The sequence below is a fragment of the Pseudomonas sp. NKUCC02_KPG genome, from assembly GCF_019345465.1.
Lineage (GTDB): Bacteria > Pseudomonadota > Gammaproteobacteria > Pseudomonadales > Pseudomonadaceae > Aquipseudomonas.
Genome location: NZ_JAHKRC010000008.1, coordinates 144,069 through 163,214, shown reverse-complemented (window position 1 = coordinate 163,214; position 19,146 = coordinate 144,069). Strand labels below are relative to the sequence as shown.

General features: G+C 55.1%; 13 protein-coding genes and 4 tRNA genes. 7 read left to right on the top strand and 10 right to left on the bottom strand.

Features of this window, described 5'->3' with window-relative positions:
* The first annotated feature begins 130 nt into the window (after positions 1-130).
* The 6 genes from KO536_RS13290 to fabI are packed head-to-tail and all read left to right on the top strand — an operon-like array spanning position 131 to position 8,319.
* Positions 131-1,960 carry an extracellular solute-binding protein gene (locus KO536_RS13290; protein ID WP_219262081.1) on the top strand — a complete coding sequence of 610 codons (1,830 nt, stop codon included), beginning with the start codon at positions 131-133 and terminating at the stop codon, positions 1,958-1,960.
* Positions 1,957-3,798, top strand: a complete 1,842-nt coding sequence (locus tag KO536_RS13285) for an extracellular solute-binding protein (protein WP_133077949.1) — start codon at positions 1,957-1,959, stop codon at positions 3,796-3,798. Before KO536_RS13290 ends, KO536_RS13285 begins: the two co-directional genes overlap by 4 nt.
* Positions 3,799-4,872, top strand: coding sequence for a microcin C ABC transporter permease YejB (locus KO536_RS13280; RefSeq protein WP_133077950.1), 1,074 nt, complete (start codon positions 3,799-3,801; stop codon positions 4,870-4,872). It begins immediately after the preceding gene.
* Position 4,873: 1 nt separating this feature from the next.
* Positions 4,874-5,893: an ABC transporter permease gene (locus KO536_RS13275; protein ID WP_133077951.1), complete on the top strand. Its 1,020-nt coding sequence runs from the start codon at positions 4,874-4,876 to the stop codon at positions 5,891-5,893.
* Position 5,894: 1 nt separating this feature from the next.
* Positions 5,895-7,505: an ABC transporter ATP-binding protein gene (locus KO536_RS13270; RefSeq protein ID WP_133077952.1), complete on the top strand. Its 1,611-nt coding sequence runs from the start codon at positions 5,895-5,897 to the stop codon at positions 7,503-7,505.
* Positions 7,506-7,524: 19 nt separating this feature from the next.
* A complete protein-coding gene (gene fabI / locus KO536_RS13265) occupies positions 7,525-8,319 on the top strand; it encodes an enoyl-ACP reductase FabI (RefSeq protein WP_016782317.1) in 795 nt (264 codons plus the stop codon).
* Between the two features lie 223 nt (positions 8,320-8,542).
* On the opposite strand, the gene KO536_RS13260 is transcribed toward fabI, so the two are convergent.
* The 10 genes from KO536_RS13260 to KO536_RS13215 all read right to left on the bottom strand — a co-directional run bounded on the left by KO536_RS13260 (position 8,543) and on the right by KO536_RS13215 (position 17,913).
* Positions 8,543-10,414 (bottom strand): SurA N-terminal domain-containing protein, encoded by a 1,872-nt coding sequence (locus tag KO536_RS13260; protein ID WP_219262080.1) that lies wholly within the window; start codon positions 10,412-10,414, stop codon positions 8,543-8,545.
* Between the two features lie 229 nt (positions 10,415-10,643).
* Positions 10,644-10,916 (bottom strand): HU family DNA-binding protein, encoded by a 273-nt coding sequence (locus tag KO536_RS13255; RefSeq protein ID WP_016782315.1) that lies wholly within the window; start codon positions 10,914-10,916, stop codon positions 10,644-10,646.
* A gap of 148 nt (positions 10,917-11,064) precedes the next feature.
* Positions 11,065-13,461 (bottom strand): endopeptidase La, encoded by a 2,397-nt coding sequence (gene lon / locus KO536_RS13250; RefSeq protein WP_133077954.1) that lies wholly within the window; start codon positions 13,459-13,461, stop codon positions 11,065-11,067.
* A gap of 163 nt (positions 13,462-13,624) precedes the next feature.
* Positions 13,625-14,908 carry an ATP-dependent Clp protease ATP-binding subunit ClpX gene (gene clpX / locus KO536_RS13245; RefSeq protein WP_046809721.1) on the bottom strand — a complete coding sequence of 428 codons (1,284 nt, stop codon included), beginning with the start codon at positions 14,906-14,908 and terminating at the stop codon, positions 13,625-13,627.
* 106 nt (positions 14,909-15,014) lie between these two features.
* On the bottom strand, positions 15,015-15,656 hold the full coding sequence (gene clpP / locus KO536_RS13240; RefSeq protein ID WP_016782312.1) for an ATP-dependent Clp endopeptidase proteolytic subunit ClpP: 642 nt from the start codon (positions 15,654-15,656) through the stop codon (positions 15,015-15,017).
* 90 nt (positions 15,657-15,746) lie between these two features.
* Positions 15,747-17,057 (bottom strand): trigger factor, encoded by a 1,311-nt coding sequence (gene tig, locus KO536_RS13235; protein ID WP_133077955.1) that lies wholly within the window; start codon positions 17,055-17,057, stop codon positions 15,747-15,749.
* Positions 17,058-17,416: 359 nt separating this feature from the next.
* Positions 17,417-17,492, bottom strand: a tRNA-His gene (locus KO536_RS13230).
* A gap of 87 nt (positions 17,493-17,579) precedes the next feature.
* Positions 17,580-17,664: transfer RNA gene (locus KO536_RS13225), tRNA-Leu, on the bottom strand.
* Between the two features lie 56 nt (positions 17,665-17,720).
* Positions 17,721-17,796, bottom strand: a tRNA-His gene (locus KO536_RS13220).
* A gap of 40 nt (positions 17,797-17,836) precedes the next feature.
* Positions 17,837-17,913 (bottom strand) — tRNA-Arg (locus KO536_RS13215).
* Between the two features lie 280 nt (positions 17,914-18,193).
* On the opposite strand from KO536_RS13215, the gene folD reads away from it, so the two are divergent.
* Positions 18,194-19,048: a bifunctional methylenetetrahydrofolate dehydrogenase/methenyltetrahydrofolate cyclohydrolase FolD gene (gene folD / locus KO536_RS13210; RefSeq protein ID WP_219262079.1), complete on the top strand. Its 855-nt coding sequence runs from the start codon at positions 18,194-18,196 to the stop codon at positions 19,046-19,048.
* Positions 19,049-19,146: the final 98 nt, after the last annotated feature.

Below are 19,146 nucleotides of genomic sequence, written 5' to 3'. Positions count from 1 at the left end.
AAGTTGTTTCCTACACAAAAGTAGGGCACAACTTGCCCGCAGTGCTTTCCAGAGTGGCCTTTTTCCTACAGATACAAGCTGTTACTGTACGGAAACCTAAGCCCAATGCCTGGATCGGATCTCTGACTTGATGCGTCCCCTCCTCACGCTATTTATGAGCCTGGCCTTGAGCTCCCCCGCAAGCGCATCCCTGAGCGAAAGCCACGGTTATGCGCAGTTCGGCACACTCAAGTACCCGGCCACGTTCACCCACTTCGATTGGGTAAACCCTGACGCGCCTAAAGGCGGGACCTTGAAGGTCATGGCCTTCGGCACCTTTGACACCCTCAACCCCTATACCTTCAAAGGCACCAGCCCGGTATCGACGCCTAATTTTTTGCAATACGGGGTCAACGAGCTCAACGAAACCCTGATGGCCGGCACTGGCCAGTACGCGCCATCCGGCGATGAGCCAACATCCAGTTATGGCTTGATCGCACAATCAGTGGAATACAACGAAGACCGCAGCTGGGTCGTATTTAACCTACGACCAGAAGCCCGTTTTCACGATGGAAAGCCGATCACTGCCTACGACGTTGCGTTCTCTTACAACCTGTTGCTCAAAGAGGGCCATCCGCAGTACCGGACCAATCTCCAGGAAGTCCAGCGGGTCGACATCCTGGGGCCCAAACGCATTCGCTTTGTGTTCAAGCGCGCGAACAACCCCTTGCTGATTTTGCGTCTGGGCGAGTTGCCAGTCCTGCCCCAACACTACTGGGCAAAGCGCGATTTCAAAGCCACGACCTTTGAACCACCTCTGGGCAGCGGACCCTATCGCATCACCACAGTTACCCCCGGTCGGCAACTGGTCTTCGAGCATGTGAAAGACTGGTGGGGGGCCAACTTGCCGGTCAATCGCGGCAAATACAATTTCGACCGGGTTGAAGTGGAGTTCTACCGCGACAGCGACGTCGCTTTCGAAGCCTTCAAAGCCCGTGAATTCGACATCTATATCGAACACCAGGCCAAGAACTGGGCCAATGGCTATAACTTCCCCGCGGTCCGCCGGGGAGATGTAGTCAAGGCTGAAATCACTCACCAGATTCCGACTCAAACCCAGGGGCTGTTCATGAACAGCCGCCGCGCCAGCTTTGAGCAGGACAAAGTTCGTGAAGCCCTGGGGTTGATGTTCGACTTTGAATGGACCAATCGAACGCTGTTCAACGGTGCCTACAAGCGCGCGTCGAGTTTTTATCCCAACAGCGAGTTTTCGGCCAGTGGCATTCCCCAAGGGCATGAATGGCTGATGCTTTCGCCCTGGCGTAATCAACTGCCGCCCGAACTGTTCAGCCAGACCTTTGCCCTGCCTCAAACCGACGGCCGCGGCATCCCCCGTGAAACCATGCGCCAGGCGCTGGGTTTACTGGCCGAAAGCGGCTGGAAGCTGTCCGGGCAACGCCTGCTCAACAGCGAAGGCAAGCCGCTGCGCTTCGAGATATTGCTGGTCAACCCCAACCTTGAGCGCATCCTGCAACCCTATGTGGAAAACCTCGCCAGCATCGGCATCGACGCCCGACTGCGCACGGTAGATCGCGCGCAATACAAACAACGGCTGGATCAGTTCGACTTCGACATGATCCTGATGACCCTCGACCAGACCCTTAGCCCAGGCCTTGAGCAGTGGCAGTACTTCCACTCCAGTCAGGTCAACGTCAAGGGCAGCAAAAACTATGCAGGCGTTGCCAGCCCGATAGTGGATCAATTGCTCGAACGCTTGCTGGCCGCCCAAAACCGTGACGAGCAATTGTCGGCCGGGCGAGCGCTTGACCGCGTACTGCTGTGGCAGCACTACATCATTCCTAACTGGTATCTGAACTATCACCGCCTGGCGTACCGCAACCGGTTCGCCTTTGTGACTACGCCGCCCTACACCCTGGGCCTTAGCGCGTGGTGGCTTAAGCCTACGGAGAAAAAACAATGATGCCTTTGCGTACGTTGCTCAACCCCATCGCTGGCTTACTGTTGACCGGCTTTGCCTGCGTGGCGCTGGCAGCCCCTCAACACGCGTTGACCCTCTATGACGAGCCGCCGAAATACCCGGCCAATTTCAAGCATGTCGATTACGTCAACCCGGACGCGCCCAAGGGCGGGACGTTTCGCAAATCCTCGCTTGGCAGCTTTGACAGCCTCAACCCTTTTATCAATAAAGGCGTTCCGGCCGACGATATAGATCTGACCTTCGATACCCTGGCCCGGCAGACCCTGGATGAACCCTTCACTTCCTACGGCCTGATCGCCGAGAAAATCGAAAAAGCCCCCGACAACAGCTGGGTGCGCTTTTACCTGCGACCCCAGGCAAAATTCAGTGATGGTCACCCGATTCGTGCCGAAGACGTTGTGTTCAGCTTCGATACCCTGATGAAAAACGGCTCACCGCTGTACAAGGGCTATTACAGCGATGTCGACCAGGCCATCGCGGAAAACCCGCTGCAGGTGAAATTCACCTTCAAGCACAACAAAAATCGCGAGCTGCCACTCATTCTTGGCCAACTCCCGGTTCTGCCCAAGCATTGGTGGGAAACACGGGAATTCGGCAAGGGCAATCTGGAAGTACCTCCCGGGAGCGGGCCTTACACCATCACCGAAATCAAGCCCGGACGCTCAATCCGCTACGAACGCAACAAGGACTACTGGGGCAAGGACCTGCCGATCAACAAGGGCCTGTACAACTTCGACACCATTACCGTCGATTACTTTCGTGACAACAGCGTAGCGTTCGAAGCGCTCAAGGCCGGGCAATTTGATTACTGGCTGGAAATCAGCGCCAAGAACTGGGCCGGTGCCTACAACGCTCCCGCGTTCACCCAGGGCCGCTTGAAAAAAGAAGAAATCCGCAATCACAACCCGACAGGCATGCAGGGTTTTATCTTCAACCTGCGTAAGCCCATGTTCCAGGATGTTCGGGTGCGCGAAGCCATAAGCCTGCTGTTTGACTTCGAGTGGGCCAACAAGCAACTGTTCAGCGGCGCTTATGCACGCACCGGCAGTTATTTCGAAAACTCGGAAATGGCCGCCAAAGCACCGCCCACCGAAGAAGAACTGGCCATTCTGGAGCCTTTGCGCGGCAAGGTTCCTGACCAGGTGTTCACTGAAGTCTTCAAGCCCAATGTCACTGACGCCAGCGGCATGATTCGCGAGCAGCAACGCCGCGCGTATCAGCTGCTGCAAGAAGCAGGCTGGCGCATCGTCGACGACAAGATGGTCGATGCACAGGGCAAGCCGGTCACAATCGAATTTCTGCTGGCACAGACCGAATTCGAGCGCATTCTCCTGCCTTTCAAGCGCAACCTCAGCGACCTGGGTATCGACTTGCAGATCCGCCGGGTTGATACCTCCCAGTACCTGAACCGTCTGCGTTCGCGGGATTACGACATGATTGTGGGCAGCTTTCCCCAGTCCAGCTCACCTGGTAGCGAACAGCGCGAATACTGGGAATCGCTCAGTATCGATAAGCCCGGCAGCCGTAACTTCATAGGCCTCAAAGACCCGGCCATCGATCAACTGACCGAGGGCCTGATCAATGCCGAGTCCCGCCAGAGCCTGATCAACCATGCCCGGGCCCTGGATCGTGTCTTGCAATGGGGCTACTACGTCATCCCGAACTGGCACATCAAAACCTGGCGCGTTGCGTACTCAAGTCATATCGGCCACCCCGAAGTGACGCCAAAATATGACATTGGCACGGCAACCTGGTGGGCAAAACCTGACACCAAACCTGCAACTGCGACTAAACCTACAAGCGCGAGCCTGGAGCCTTAAATGCTGGCTTATATATTCAGGCGACTGCTGCTGATTATTCCGACGCTATTCGGAATCCTGCTGATTAACTTCGTCATAATCCAGGCCGCGCCCGGCGGCCCGGTTGAACAGATGATCGCCAAGCTGGAAGGTTTTGATGGCGCCACCAGCCGTATTGCGGGAGGTGGCTCGGAGGTGTCGGTGGCCGGCTCCAACTATCGTGGCGCCCAAGGGCTGGACCCGGAGCTGATCAAGGAAATCGAAAAGATGTACGGCTTCGACAAGTCGGCGCCGGAACGCTTGTGGATCATGATCAAGAACTACGCACAACTGGACTTCGGCGAGAGCTTTTTCCGAGACGCCAAGGTCATTGACCTGATCAAGGAGAAGATGCCTGTTTCAATCTCGCTGGGGTTATGGAGCACCCTGATCATGTATCTGGTGTCGATTCCGTTGGGGATCGCCAAGGCTACGCGGCATGGAAGTCATTTCGACGTCTGGACCAGTTCATTGATCATTGTGGGCTATGCGATTCCCGCCTTTCTGTTTGCCATCCTGCTGATCGTGCTGTTTGCCGGGGGCAGCTACTTTGACTGGTTCCCGTTACGCGGCCTGACCTCCAATAACTTCGATGAGCTGAGCGTGGGCGCCAAGATCCTCGATTACTTCTGGCACCTGGCGTTGCCGGTCACCGCGCTGGTGATTGGCAACTTTGCCACCATGACCTTACTGACCAAAAACAGCTTTCTCGATGAGATCAACAAGCAGTACGTGGTCACCGCCAAAGCCAAGGGTCTGACGAACCATCGAGTGCTCTATGGTCATGTGTTCCGCAATGCCATGCTGCTGGTGATCGCAGGTTTCCCGTCGGCGTTTATCGGGATTTTCTTTACCGGCGCCTTGCTGGTTGAAGTGATTTTCTCCCTGGATGGCCTGGGCCTGATGAGCTTCGAGGCGGCCATCAATCGCGATTACCCCGTGGTCTTCGGCACCCTGTTTATTTTCACGCTGGTCGGGCTGGTGGTGAAGCTGATCGGTGACCTCTCATACACCCTGGTTGATCCGCGTATCGACTTTGAAAGCAGGGAGCATTGAGATGAAATTATCGCCTCTGAATCGACGCCGCTTTGCGCGCTTCAAAGCCAATAAACGTGGCTGGTGGTCACTGTGGGTTTTTCTGGTGCTGTTCGGGCTCAGCCTGAACGCCGAATTGATCGCCAATGACAAACCACTGGTTATCAATTACGACGGGGAACTGTATTTCCCGGCGCTCAAGCGCTACCCGGAGACTGACTTTGGCGGTGAGTTCCCCCTCGAGGCCAATTACAAAAGCCCGTATATCCGTGAACTGCTGGCCAAGAAAGACGCCTGGGTGCTGTGGCCGCTCATACCGTACAGCTATCAGAGCATTAACTACGACCTGAAAGTGCCCGCTCCAGCGCCGCCTTCAGCGGAAAACTGGCTAGGCACCGATGACCAGGGGCGCGATGTACTGGCCCGAGTGATTTACGGCTTTCGGATATCGGTGCTGTTCGCTCTGACCCTGACCGTCTTGAGCTCAATCATCGGCGTGATCGCCGGAGCACTTCAGGGCTTTTATGGCGGCTGGGTCGACCTTGCCGGTCAGCGCTTTCTGGAAATATGGTCAGGCTTGCCCGTGCTATACCTGCTGATCATTCTCGCAAGCTTTGTGCAGCCCAACTTCTGGTGGTTGCTGGGAATCATGCTCCTGTTCTCCTGGATGAGCCTGGTCGACGTAGTACGCGCCGAATTCCTCCGTGGGCGGAATCTGGAATATGTGCGCGCCGCACGCGCGCTCGGCATGCAGGACATGGCCATCATGTACCGCCACATTCTGCCCAACGCCATGGTCTCCACCATGACGTTCATGCCGTTTATCCTGACCGGCGCCATTGGCACCCTCACCGCGCTGGACTTTTTGGGTTTCGGCCTGCCGCCAGGCGCTCCGTCACTCGGCGAACTGGTCGCTCAGGGCAAATCCAACCTGCAAGCACCCTGGCTGGGCATCAGTGCATTCGCGGTGCTGGCCATTATGCTCAGCCTGCTGGTGTTTATCGGCGAGTCCGCTCGCGATGCCTTCGACCCGAGGAAATGAGATGACACAAGACAATCTGATCGAAGTGCGCGATCTCTCCGTCGAGTTCATCGCCGGTGAAACACCGCAGCGTGTGGTGCAAGGCATCAACTTTGATATCAAGCGCGGGGAAACCCTGGCCCTGGTCGGTGAGAGCGGGTCCGGGAAGTCAGTGACCGCGCATTCGATCCTCAGGTTATTGCCCTACCCGCTCGCCCGTCACCCAAGCGGCAGCATTGCCTATGGCGGGCAGGACTTGCTGAGCCTGGACGAGAAAAAGCTGCGCCATATTCGTGGCAATCGCATTGCGATGATTTTTCAGGAGCCCATGACCTCACTGAACCCGCTGCACAGTATTGAAAAACAAATCAATGAGGTGCTGGGCATTCACAAAGGGCTTACCGGAAAGGCGGCCACACAGCGCACTCTGGAGCTCCTGGATCTGGTTGGTATCCCAGAGCCTCACAAGCGCCTGAAGGCCCTCCCACACGAGCTCTCAGGCGGCCAGAGACAGCGTGTAATGATTGCAATGGCCCTGGCCAATGAGCCAGAGCTGTTGATTGCCGATGAACCCACCACGGCGCTGGACGTCACGGTACAGCTTAAAATTCTCGATTTGCTCAAGGATCTGCAAGCCCGCCTGGGCATGTCGCTGTTACTGATCAGTCACGATTTGAACCTTGTTCGACGAATTGCGCACCGAGTATGTGTCATGCAGCGCGGTTTAATCGTCGAACAAGCATCGTGCGAGCAGCTGTTCCGTTCGCCGCAACATCCATACACCCGGGAACTGCTCAGTGCAGAACCCAGTGGAGGCCCGGCCAACACGGTTGCGGGCCCGCCATTGCTGCAAGTCGAGGACCTGAAAGTCTGGTTCCCGATCAAAAAAGGGCTGTTGCGCAAGACCGTCGATCACGTCAAAGCAGTGGACGGAATCAACTTCAGCCTGCCACAGGGCCAGACCCTGGGCATTGTGGGTGAAAGTGGATCGGGCAAGTCGACCCTGGGTCTGGCGATTTTGCGTTTGATTGCCAGCAAGGGTTCGATCCGTTTTGAGGGCAAACGGCTAGACTGTTTGTCGCAGAAAGAAGTCCGGCCGCTGCGACGGGAAATGCAGGTGGTGTTCCAGGATCCGTTTGGCAGTCTCAGCCCGCGCATGAGCGTCAGCGAGATTGTCGGCGAAGGGTTGCGCATTCACCGCATGGGCACCGATGCAGAGCAGGAAATTGCAATTATTGAAGCCTTGCGAGAAGTAGGTCTGGATCCGGAAACCCGGCACCGTTACCCTCACGAGTTTTCAGGCGGACAACGGCAACGAATCGCCATTGCCCGCGCCCTGGTTTTGAAGCCGGAGTTGATTTTACTGGACGAACCAACCTCAGCGCTGGATCGGACAGTACAACGCCAGGTCGTGGAGCTGCTGCGATCACTTCAAACCAGGCACAACCTGACGTATTTGTTTATCAGCCATGACCTGGCTGTCGTCAAAGCGCTGAGCCACCAGTTGATGGTGGTCAAGCATGGCCAAGTGGTCGAACAGGGTGATGCGCAAAGTATCTTTGCCTCACCGCAACATCCATATACACAACAGCTGCTGGAAGCCGCCTTTTTGGCACCAGTGGCTGTCGATTAACCTGATAGAGGAACAACACATGGGTTTTCTCACCGGTAAGCGCGTACTGATCGTTGGTGTCGCTAGCAAATTGTCCATCGCTTCTGGCATTGCTGCCGCCATGCATCGTGAAGGCGCCGAACTGGCTTTCACTTATCAGAACGAAAAGCTGAAAGGTCGTGTTGAAGAATTCGCAGCTGGTTGGGGTTCAAACCCTGAACTGTGCTTCCCTTGCGACGTTGCCAGCGACGAAGAAATCGCCAAGGTCTTCGAAGACCTGAGCAAGAAGTGGGACGGTCTGGACTGCATCGTTCACTCCGTAGGTTTCGCTCCTGGCGACCAGCTGGATGGCGACTTCACTGACGCTACCACCCGTGAAGGCTTCCGCATCGCTCACGACATCAGCGCCTACAGCTTCGTGGCCCTGGCCAAAGCCGGTCGTCCGATGATGAAAGGCCGCAACGGCAGCCTGCTGACCCTGTCTTACCTGGGTGCAGAACGCACCATGCCTAACTACAACGTGATGGGCATGGCCAAGGCCAGCCTGGAAGCGGGCGTACGTTACCTGGCAGGCAGCCTGGGCCCTGAGGGCACTCGCGTTAACTGCGTATCGGCAGGCCCGATCCGCACCCTGGCAGCGTCGGGCATCAAGAACTTCCGCAAAATGCTGGCGGCCAACGAAGCGCAGACTCCTCTGCGTCGTAACGTCACCATCGACGAGGTCGGCAATGCCGGCGCCTTCCTGTGCTCCGACCTGGCGTCGGGCATCAGCGGTGAAATCATGTACGTAGACGGCGGCTTCAACACCACCGCTATGGGCAGCCTCGAAGAGTAAACCCTTCGCTGTAGCCGCCAATCAAAACGCCCGGTGCATTGAATGCACCGGGCGTTTTTTTGCACTGCGATTGCCTTTGGGAGCGGGCTTGCTCGCGATAGCATCAACACAGTCTGCCTGATACATCGCGCCGCCTGATCGCGAGCAACCCGCTCTCCCACTGAAAACAGGCAAAAAAATGGCCGCTCAATGAGCGGCCATTTTCAGTGAAGCGGGAGAACCCTTAGTAGCGCTCAACCTTGGCTTCGTTTTCCAACTGCTTGCGGTAGGCAGCAAAGTCCTGCTGGCCAACACGTGAAGCGAGGAAGCGACGGTACGAGGCCTTCTCTTCTTCCGTCGGCGCTACCGCGTCGTTGACGCCATTCAGGCGCAATACAACGACACTGCCATCAGCCAAGGTCACACTGCCAAATGTCGGCTTGTCCTTGGATACAGGCTTGGGCATGCGGAACACAGCTTGCAGCACGGCCGGATCAATACCTTCCTGACCACGGGCAACTGCTTCCTGGACCTTCCACGACTGACCATCAATTGGCTGATTCAACGGCAGTTTGCCATCGCGCAGTTCCTTGATGATTTCTTCAGCGCGGGTTTTGGCCGCTGCACTTGCGTGCTCTTTGACCAGTTGTGCCCGGATGCTCGAGGCAACAGCTTCCAGCGGCAACTGCTCTGGCTTGCGGTGCTCCTTGACGCGCAACACGACTACGGTCTCAGGATCGAGCTCGATAGCTGTGCTGTTAGCACCTTCATCCATCACTTCGGTGCTGAATGCGGCTTGAATCACAGCGCGGTTGGCTGCGATACCTTCACCACCCTCACGACCAAATGGCGCAGAGGTATGCACGGTCAGTTTCAGCTCTTGAGCAGGCTGAACCAGATCGGACGCTTCAAATGCAGAGTCTTCCAACTGCTTGGTTGCATCCACAAAGCGGCGTTCGACCTGCTGGGTTTTCAGGTCATGGGTCAGCTTGTCTTTCAGGCTGGCAAAGCTCGGCACTTCAGGTGCTTCGACGCCCAGCAACTTGATCAGGTGGTAACCGAAGGTGGTCCGCACCGGCTCCGAAACCTGGTCCTGCTTCAACGCATAGACTGCAGTTTCGAACACAGGATCGTAGACACCCTGCCCTGCAAAGCCCAAGTCACCACCATTGGCAGCCGAGCCCGGATCCTGGGAAAACTCTTTGGCCAGAGCCTCGAAGCTTTCACCTTTGGCCAGACGCTGCTGAATCTCGGCGATCTTGGCTTTGGCCTGCTCGTCGCTGACCTTGTCGTTGACTTCAATCAGGATATGCGCAGCCCGGCGTTGTTCAGCCAGGTTAGCGATTTCCTTTTGATACAAGGCTTGCAGTTCATCGTCTTTCACGGCCACCTGGTCAAAGAAAGAAGATTTCTTCAACTCGATATAGTCGATCACGACCTGATCAGGAGTCATGAACTCCTTGGCGTGCTCGTCGTAGTAAGCCTTGACTTCGTCATCGCTCAGCTTCACCGCAGCCGGGTCGGCCTTGATGTTCACAGAAGCGAAATCGCGGGTCTGCTTTTCGAGACGGGCAAAAGCATTGACCTGTTCATCGGTCACAAATCCACTGCCTGCCAAACCGGCACGCAACTGACCAATCAACATTTCCTGGCCCAGCATGTCGCGGAACTGAAGGCGGCCGTAACCCAGTTGACGAATCACCTGATCGAAACGCTCAGGGCTGAATTTGCCATCTTCCTGAAATTCAGGGGTTTGCAGAATGACTTGATCCAGAGCGGCCTCAGAGAACGAAAACTTCGCGTCTTTAGCGCCTTGCAGCAACAGCTTGCGATCAATCAACCCTTTGAGGGCCGCTTCACGCAGCATTTTTTCATCCAGCAACGAAGAGTCAAAATCCTTGCCCAGCTGCTGCAGCAACTGACGACGTTGCATGTCGACGGCCTGGCTCAGCTCAACTTGAGTGACTTCTTCACCGTTAACCTTGGCGGCATCCTGGCTGGTAGAGGTGGCTTGAAAAATGGCATCGAAACCGGTCAACGCCATTAACGCGACGATGACACCGATGATGGTCTTGGCAATCCAGCCTTGTGAATTGTCCCTGATATTTTGCAGCATGCTTCCCCCAGAAACGGTCTTGCATAATGAGCAACCGTGGAGCGTGGGTAGAGTCCGGATAGAAGAAAGGCGCATCCGAGGATGCGCCTTCTCGTAACTGGCGGAGCGGACCGGGCTCGAACCCGCGACCCCCGGCGTGACACGACGATGTAGCCACCGACTGCACTACCGCTCCGCTGCCAAGCCTGGCGTGCGCCTGACCCGGTTGGGTAAAAAGTGTTACAGAAACTTAGTTAACCGCTTCTTTCAGTGCTTTACCGGCTTTGAAGCCTGGTTTTTTAGCAGCAGGAATTTCCAGCGTTTTACCGGTCTGTGGGTTACGACCAATACGAGCAGGACGATCGGTTACAGAGAAAGTACCAAAACCAACCAGTACCACAGAGTCGCCAGCCTTAAGAGCGCCAGTGACGGATTCGATTACTGCGTCCAGCGCACGGCCAGCTGCAGCTTTCGGGATATCAGCAGATGCAGCGATAGCATCAATCAGTTCCGACTTGTTCACTCTAAGTCCCCTTATATCTATCTGAGTATGTTTCTAAAGTTTTTTGGTAAAAGCAAAACGACTGCTGAAGCACTTACGGACACTTATAGAGCCGCTTTATAACAAGGGCTCTAAAAAGCGTCAAGAAAGCCCATCAGGCGAATCCGTATTAATGCGTGCTAATTCTTTCCTTAGAGTCAGACTCTCGCTTCTCATCCTTGGCAACAATCTCGGGAGCCACATCCGGCAAGGGCTCCGGGGCGTATTGCAGCGCAATTTGCAGGACCTCGTCAATCCATTTAACGGGTTTGATCTGAAGATCCTGTTTGATGTTGTCAGGAATTTCCTTCAAATCACGAACGTTTTCTTCAGGGATAATTACAGTTTTGATGCCACCACGGTGTGCAGCAAGTAATTTTTCCTTCAGACCACCAATCGCGAGTACCTGACCACGAAGGGTAATTTCACCGGTCATGGCAACATCGGCGCGTACCGGAATCAGGGTCAATGCCGAGACCAGAGCAGTACACATCCCCACACCTGCACTAGGGCCATCCTTAGGCGTCGCGCCTTCCGGCATGTGAATGTGAATATCGCGTTTCTCGTGGAAATCCAACGGGATACCCAGGCTCTTGGCACGGCTTCGGACCACCGTCAACGCAGCGGTGATTGACTCTACCATCACGTCACCCAGCGAACCGGTCTTGATCAACTGGCCCTTTCCGGGCACTACGGCCGCTTCGATGGTCAGCAATTCGCCACCCACTTGAGTCCATGCCAGACCGGTCACTTGACCGATTTGATCCTGAACCTCGGCCAAGCCGTAGCTGAATTTTCTTACACCTAAAAAGTGCTCAAGCAGCTCTGGGGTGACGGTAACAGCAAAGCGTTTTTCCATCGCATGCTCTTTGACCGCCTTGCGGCAAATCTTCGCAATCTGGCGCTCAAGGCCACGTACACCGGCTTCGCGGGTGTAGTAACGGATGATGTCCCGGATTGCTTCGTTGTCAAATGCCAGCTCGCCCTTCTTCAAGCCATTGGCTTCGATTTGCTTTGGAGCCAGGTATTTGACAGCGATATTGATTTTTTCGTCTTCGGTGTAGCCAGGCAGACGAATGACTTCCATCCTGTCCAGCAACGCTGGCGGGATGTTCATCGAGTTGGAGGTGCACAGGAACATCACATCGGACAGGTCGTAGTCGACCTCGAGGTAATGGTCATTGAAATTGTGGTTCTGCTCGGGATCAAGTACTTCAAGCAATGCCGAAGCCGGATCGCCGCGCATGTCACTGCCCATCTTGTCGATTTCATCGAGAAGGAACAGCGGGTTGCGCACGCCAACCTTGGTCATCTTTTGAATCAATCTTCCTGGCATCGAGCCTATGTAAGTACGACGATGACCACGAATTTCTGCTTCATCTCGCACGCCACCCAAGGCCATACGTACGAATTTACGGTTTGTTGCGTGGGCAATGGACTCGGCGAGCGAGGTTTTACCAACGCCCGGAGGACCGACCAGGCACAGAACTGGGCCACGAATTTTCTTCACGCGCTTTTGCACGGCGAGATATTCGAGGATCCGCTCTTTGACTTCATCCAGACCGTAGTGGTCTGCGTCCAGAATGTCTTCAGCGCGCTTGAGATCCAGACGCACCTTGCTCTGCGCCTTCCACGGCACCTGCACCAGCCAGTCGATGTAGGAGCGCACTACAGTGGCTTCTGCAGACATTGGCGACATTTGCTTGAGCTTGTTCAGCTCTGCCTGGGCCTTGGCCATTGCGTCTTTAGGCAAGCCCGCAGCGTCGATGCGTTTTTTCAGCTCTTCGATTTCGTTGTGACCTTCGTCACCATCGCCCAGTTCCTTCTGAATGGCCTTCATCTGCTCATTCAGGTAGTACTCGCGTTGGCTGCGCTCCATTTGCTTTTTGACACGGCCACGAATGCGTTTTTCCACTTGCAGCAGGTCAATCTCGGCATCCAGCAGTGCCAGAACGTGCTCAACCCGGGCCTGCAAGTCGATGATTTCGAGAATTTCCTGCTTCTGCTCGATTTTCAGCGCCATGTGCGCGGCCATCGTATCGACCAGGCGGCTTGGCTCATCAATGCTGTTAAGCGAAGACAGAACCTCGGCCGGGACTTTTTTGCCCAGCTGCACGTATTGCTCGAACTGCGAAAGCAGACTGCGAACGAAGACCTCGGATTCACGATCCGGGGCAGCCACTTCGTCAATCAAGGAGACTTCGGCACTCAGATAACCATCTGCCTGGCCAAAACGCTCAACTGCACCGCGCTGCTCACCCTCGACCAGCACTTTGACCGTACCGTCCGGGAGCTTGAGCAGTTGCAGGACAGTTGCAATGGTGCCGACGCGATAGAGCGCATCTTCGCCCGGATCGTCGTCAGCCGGATTCTTTTGAGCCAACAGCAGAATCTGCTTGTCGCCCGTCATCGCAGCCTCAAGGGCCTCGATCGACTTCTCGCGTCCCACGAACAGTGGGATCACCATGTGCGGATATACAACAACATCACGCAACGGCAGGAGAGGCAATTCGATGGTTGTCTTCATGATTTCGCCTCTACGGCGGCCAAAAGGCCGTAATCAGATGGATGTAAGCTTGAAGCCAAGATGGGGGCAGTCTTGAAAAAAAACAAGCGTTGAACGACAGGAAAAACAAAGGGGCCCGAAGGCCCCTTCTTTAACACGCAATGTGTAATGCCCGGCATTACGTTTACGCGTCAGGTGCAACCTTGGCAGTCGCTTCGTTGTTTTCATAGATCAACAACGGCTTGGACTTGCCTTCTATAACGCTTTCGTCGATCACAACTTTACTCACCTCGGATTGCGAGGGGATTTCGTACATTGTGTCGAGCAGCACGCCTTCAAGAATCGAACGCAGGCCACGAGCGCCAGTTTTACGCTCCAGAGCACGCTTGGCTACGGCCTTCAATGCGTCAGCACGGAACTCGAGATCAACACCTTCCATCTCGAACAGCTTCGCGTACTGCTTGGTCAACGCATTTTTAGGCTCGGTCAAAATCTGCATCAAAGCAGTTTCGTCCAGCTCATCAAGCGTTGCCAGAACAGGCAGACGACCCACGAACTCCGGGATCAGACCAAACTTGACCAAATCATCAGGTTCGACTTCACGCAGGGATTCGCCAACCTTCTTGCCCTCTTCCTTGCTGCGCACTTCAGCACTGAAGCCGATGCCGCCGCGAGTCGAGCGGGCCTGCACAACCTTCTCCAGGCCCGAGAACGCACCGCCACAGATAAACAGGATGTTGCGGGTATCAACCTGCAAGAACTCCTGCTGTGGGTGCTTGCGACCACCTTGGGGCGGAACGGAAGCCACGGTGCCCTCGATAAGCTTGAGCAAAGCCTGCTGCACACCTTCACCGGAAACATCACGGGTAATCGAAGGGTTGTCAGATTTGCGCGAAATCTTGTCGATTTCATCGATGTAGACAATACCCATCTGGGCTTTCTCTACGTCGTAATCGCATTTCTGCAGCAGCTTCTGAATGATGTTCTCAACGTCTTCACCCACGTAACCAGCTTCAGTCAGCGTGGTCGCGTCAGCAATAGTGAAAGGCACATTCAGCAGACGAGCCAAGGTTTCTGCCAGCAAGGTCTTACCCGAGCCGGTTGGGCCGATCAGCAAAATATTGCTCTTGCCGAGTTCGACGTCGTCGTTCTTTTTGTCACGCTGGTTAAGGCGCTTGTAGTGGTTGTACACCGCTACAGCCAAAACCTTTTTGGCACGTTCCTGACCAATGACGTATTGATCAAGGATGCCGCTGATTTCTTTTGGCGAAGGTAATTTATGCGCGCTGCTCTCGGCCTGGGCTTCCTGCACCTCCTCACGGATGATGTCATTGCACAGGTCAACGCATTCGTCGCAGATAAAGACCGAGGGGCCGGCAATCAATTTGCGCACTTCATGCTGGCTTTTGCCACAGAAGGAGCAATAGAGCAATTTGCCGTTGTCCTCGCCGTTGCGGGTGTCAGTCATTCGATCGATCCAAATCCGATAGGCTTGCAACACAAGATGAAGGCAACTGCGGGCTTTTTCAAGCCCGCAGGTGGTCGGTTAACCCAACCACCCACATTTGAGCTGCTTAAGCGGGCATTTGACGCTTGCTGAACACAGAGTCGATCAAACCGTATTCGGTTGCACGCTCGGCGCTCATGAAGTTGTCACGCTCAGTGTCACGCTCGATGGTTTCGAGAGTCTGGCCCGTGTGGTGAGCCAGCAGCGAGTTCAAACGATGACGGATGTTGAGGATTTCCTTGGCATGAATGTCGATATCCGACGCCTGCCCCTGGAAACCGCCCAGTGGCTGGTGAATCATCATGCGCGAGTTAGGCAGGCAGTGACGCTTGCCCGGTGCGCCACCGGCCAACAGGAAGGCACCCATGCTGCACGCCTGACCAATGCAGATGGTCGACACGTCAGGCTTGATGAATTGCATGGTGTCGTAGATCGACATGCCTGCAGTCACCGAGCCGCCTGGGGAGTTGATGTAAAGATGGATGTCCTTGTCCGGGTTCTCGGCTTCAAGGAAAAGCAGCTGCGCCGCAACCAGGTTGGCCATGTAATCTTCTACAGGGCCGACCAGGAAGATGATTCGTTCCTTGAGCAGGCGCGAGTAGATGTCATAGGCGCGCTCGCCACGGGCGGACTGCTCGACAACCATCGGGACCAGGCCGCCAGCGGCGTGGATATCAGAGTTCTGCTGAATATAAGAATTGCGGGACATGTCCGGCAGTCACTCCCAAATAGTCTTGTCTGGATACGCATAAGCCAGCTCGAGGCTGGCTTATGGTTGTGTTTTCTAACGAGTCAGAAATCAGTCGGCTTGTGGAGCTTCCACCGGCTTGACAGCTTCTTCGTAAGAGACCGCTTTATCGGTCACCTTAGCCTTCTGCAGAACAGTATCCACAACTTGCTCTTCCAGCACAACCGAACGAACCTCGTTCAATTGAGCGTCGTTTTTGTAGTACCAAGCTACAACCTGCTCTGGCTCCTGGTATGCGGAAGCCATTTCCTGAATCATTTCGCGAACGCGATCTTCGTCAGGCTTGAGGTCGAACTGCTTGACCACTTCAGCTACGATCAGACCCAGAACTACGCGACGGCTGGCTTGCTCTTCGAACAGCTCAGCTGGCAGTTGATCAGGCTTGATGTTGCCGCCGAACTGCTGAACAGCCTGCACACGCAGACGATCAACTTCGTTGGACAGCAGGGATTTAGGCACTTCGATCGGGTTGGCAGCCAACAGACCGTCCATTACCTGATTCTTGACCTTGGACTTGATAGCCTGACGCAGTTCACGCTCCATGTTCTTGCGAACTTCGGCACGGAAACCTTCCAGACCCGTTTCCTTGATACCGAATTGAGCGAAGAACTCTTCGTTCAGCTCAGGCAGCTTAGGCTCGGAAACAGTGTTCACAGTCACGGTGAACTCAGCTTCTTTGCCGGCCAGGTCCAGATTCTGGTAGTCAGCAGGGAAAGTCAGCTTCAGAACGCGCTCTTCGCCAGCTTTAGCGCCAACCAGGCCTTCTTCGAAGCCAGGAATCATGCGGCCCGAACCCAGAACCAACTGAGTACCAGTAGCGGAACCGCCAGCGAATACTTCGCCATCAACCTTGCCAACGAAATCGATGTTCAGCTGGTCATCGTTCTGGGCAGCACGGTCAGTCACTTCAAAACGGGTGTTCTGCTTGCGCAGCACGTCCAGCATTTTGTCCAGGTCGGCATCAGCCACTTCGGCGCTCAGGCGCTCGATAGCGATAGTGTCCAGACCGGTTACTTCGAATTCAGGGAACACTTCGAAAGTAGCAACGTATTCCAGATCCTTGCCTTTTTCGAAGACTTTAGGCTCAACCGAAGGTGCGCCAGCCGGGTTCAGCTTCTGCTCAACCACTGCTTCGTAGAAGGAAGCCTGAATCACATTGCCCAGAGCTTCTTGACGCGCATCAGCTTCGTAACGCTGACGGATCACGCTCATTGGCACCTTGCCTGGACGGAAGCCCGGGATCTTGGCCTTTTGGGCAGTCTGTTGCAGACGCTTGTTGACTTCAGCCTCAATACGCTCTGATGGCACGCCAATGGTCATGCGACGCTCAAGAGCGGAAGTATTTTCAACAGAAACTTGCATGGATATTCCTCGTTGCACAGACATTAGCCGGCCGTTTCCGACCCCATAATCAAGGGCAAGCATTCTAGTGGGTCAAACTCAAGAAGTCACCCTACCGCAAACACCCTGAGAAACGGCCGACAGAATTTAAGTAAAAGCAGCCATTCGCCTCGCCTTCTATATAGATAGAAGCGTGTACCGATTATTTGGCGATAACAGGTAGCCTTTGGAGCCACCCAATCTGCGCGCATTGTCACACAAATCGTAAAGGACGCTAAGCATGCGACAAATGAGGCGCCGAGAGACACCCATATGTCCGTTTTTTCAAACTGCAGATACAAAAAAACGCCAGACTATTAATCTGGCGTTTTTTTTAAATATGGGGTGGACGAAGGGGATCGAACCCTCGACAACGGGAGTCACAATCCCGTGCTCTACCAACTGAGCTACGCCCACCATAGTGCGCTTAAAACCCTGCTTGCCTGATGCAACAAACAGTTAAAACAAAAGAAAAAAGCCGCTACAAGCGGCTTTGTTCAAATTTGGTGCGGACGGAGAGACTCGAACTCTCACACCTTGCGGCGCTGGAACCTAAATCCAGTGTGTCTACCAATTCCACCACATCCGCAATTCAAACTTTTGAAGCAAAGACGCCAGACTATTAATCTGGCGGCCTTCTAAATATGGGGTGGACGAAGGGGATCGAACCCTCGACAACGGGAGTCACAATCCCGTGCTCTACCAACTGAGCTACGCCCACCATATTGCCTGTACCGCTTACTTGTGCCAAAGCTGCCTAATGGCGCACCCGGCAGGACTCGAACCTGCGACCATCCGCTTAGAAGGCGGATGCTCTATCCAGCTGAGCTACGGGCGCCTTGTTAGCCTGTATTCTTTGACGACTACAAACCAAGTGCTTTCAGTATCACCAAGCTGGACAACAACTTCGCTCTACCTTCTTAACCAGTGCTAGGCTGTGCCCGACAAGTGCGACGAATGTTATAGGTGAGCCTTAAAGTCGTCAACTCTTTTTTGAAAAAAGTTTAGAAATATAAAGGAGTTAGGGCAATAAACAGACCAGGCGCCTTTGCCGTCGCGCCACGGCATGCGAGAATGCACGTCCTTTTTCCACCCTTTACGATGGTTAATCACGCGTAATGACTGCACAACTAATCGACGGTAAAGCGATTGCCGCCAGCCTGCGCCAGCAGATTGCCAAACGTGTCGCCGAGCGTCACGAGCAAGGCCTGCGCACCCCTGGTCTGGCAGTGATTCTGGTCGGCAGCGATCCTGCTTCCCAGGTTTATGTTTCGCACAAGCGTAAAGACTGCGAAGAGGTAGGCTTTCTTTCCCAAGCCTATGATCTGCCTTCTGACACCACCCAGCAGGACTTGACCGACCTGATCGATCGTCTCAATGACGACGCGAACATCGACGGCATCCTGCTGCAACTGCCTCTGCCTGCCCACCTGGATGCCTCCAAACTACTGGAACGCATTCGCCCGGACAAAGACGTCGACGGTTTCCACCCTTATAACGTCGGCCGCCTGGCCCAACGCATCCCGCTGCTGCGCCCATGCACGCCGAAAGGCATCATGGCCCTGCTGGAAAGCACCGGCCAGAATCTGTACGGAATGGACGCAGTGATTGTCGGAGCCTCGAACATCGTTGGCAGGCCAATGGCCATGGAGCTGCTGCTGGCTGGCTGCACCGTGACCGTGACCCACCGCTTTACCAAGGATCTGGCCGGCCATGTTGGCCGTGCCGACCTGGTGGTCGTGGCTGCTGGCAAGCCAGGCCTGGTCAAAGGCGAGTGGATCAAGGAAGGCGCTATCGTGATCGACGTTGGCATCAACCGTCAGGCTGATGGCAAGCTGGTCGGCGACGTGGTGTACGAGACCGCCCTGCCCCGCGCCGGCTGGATCACTCCAGTTCCAGGCGGCGTAGGCCCGATGACTCGTGCCTGCCTGCTTGAAAACACCCTGTACGCAGCTGAAACATTGCACGGCTAAACGTTCAAGCTGCTACAAACACAACGGCACCTTCGGGTGCCGTTGTTATTGGCGCCGCCAAAAGCAGGACAAACAAAAGCCCGCACTTGGCGGGCCTT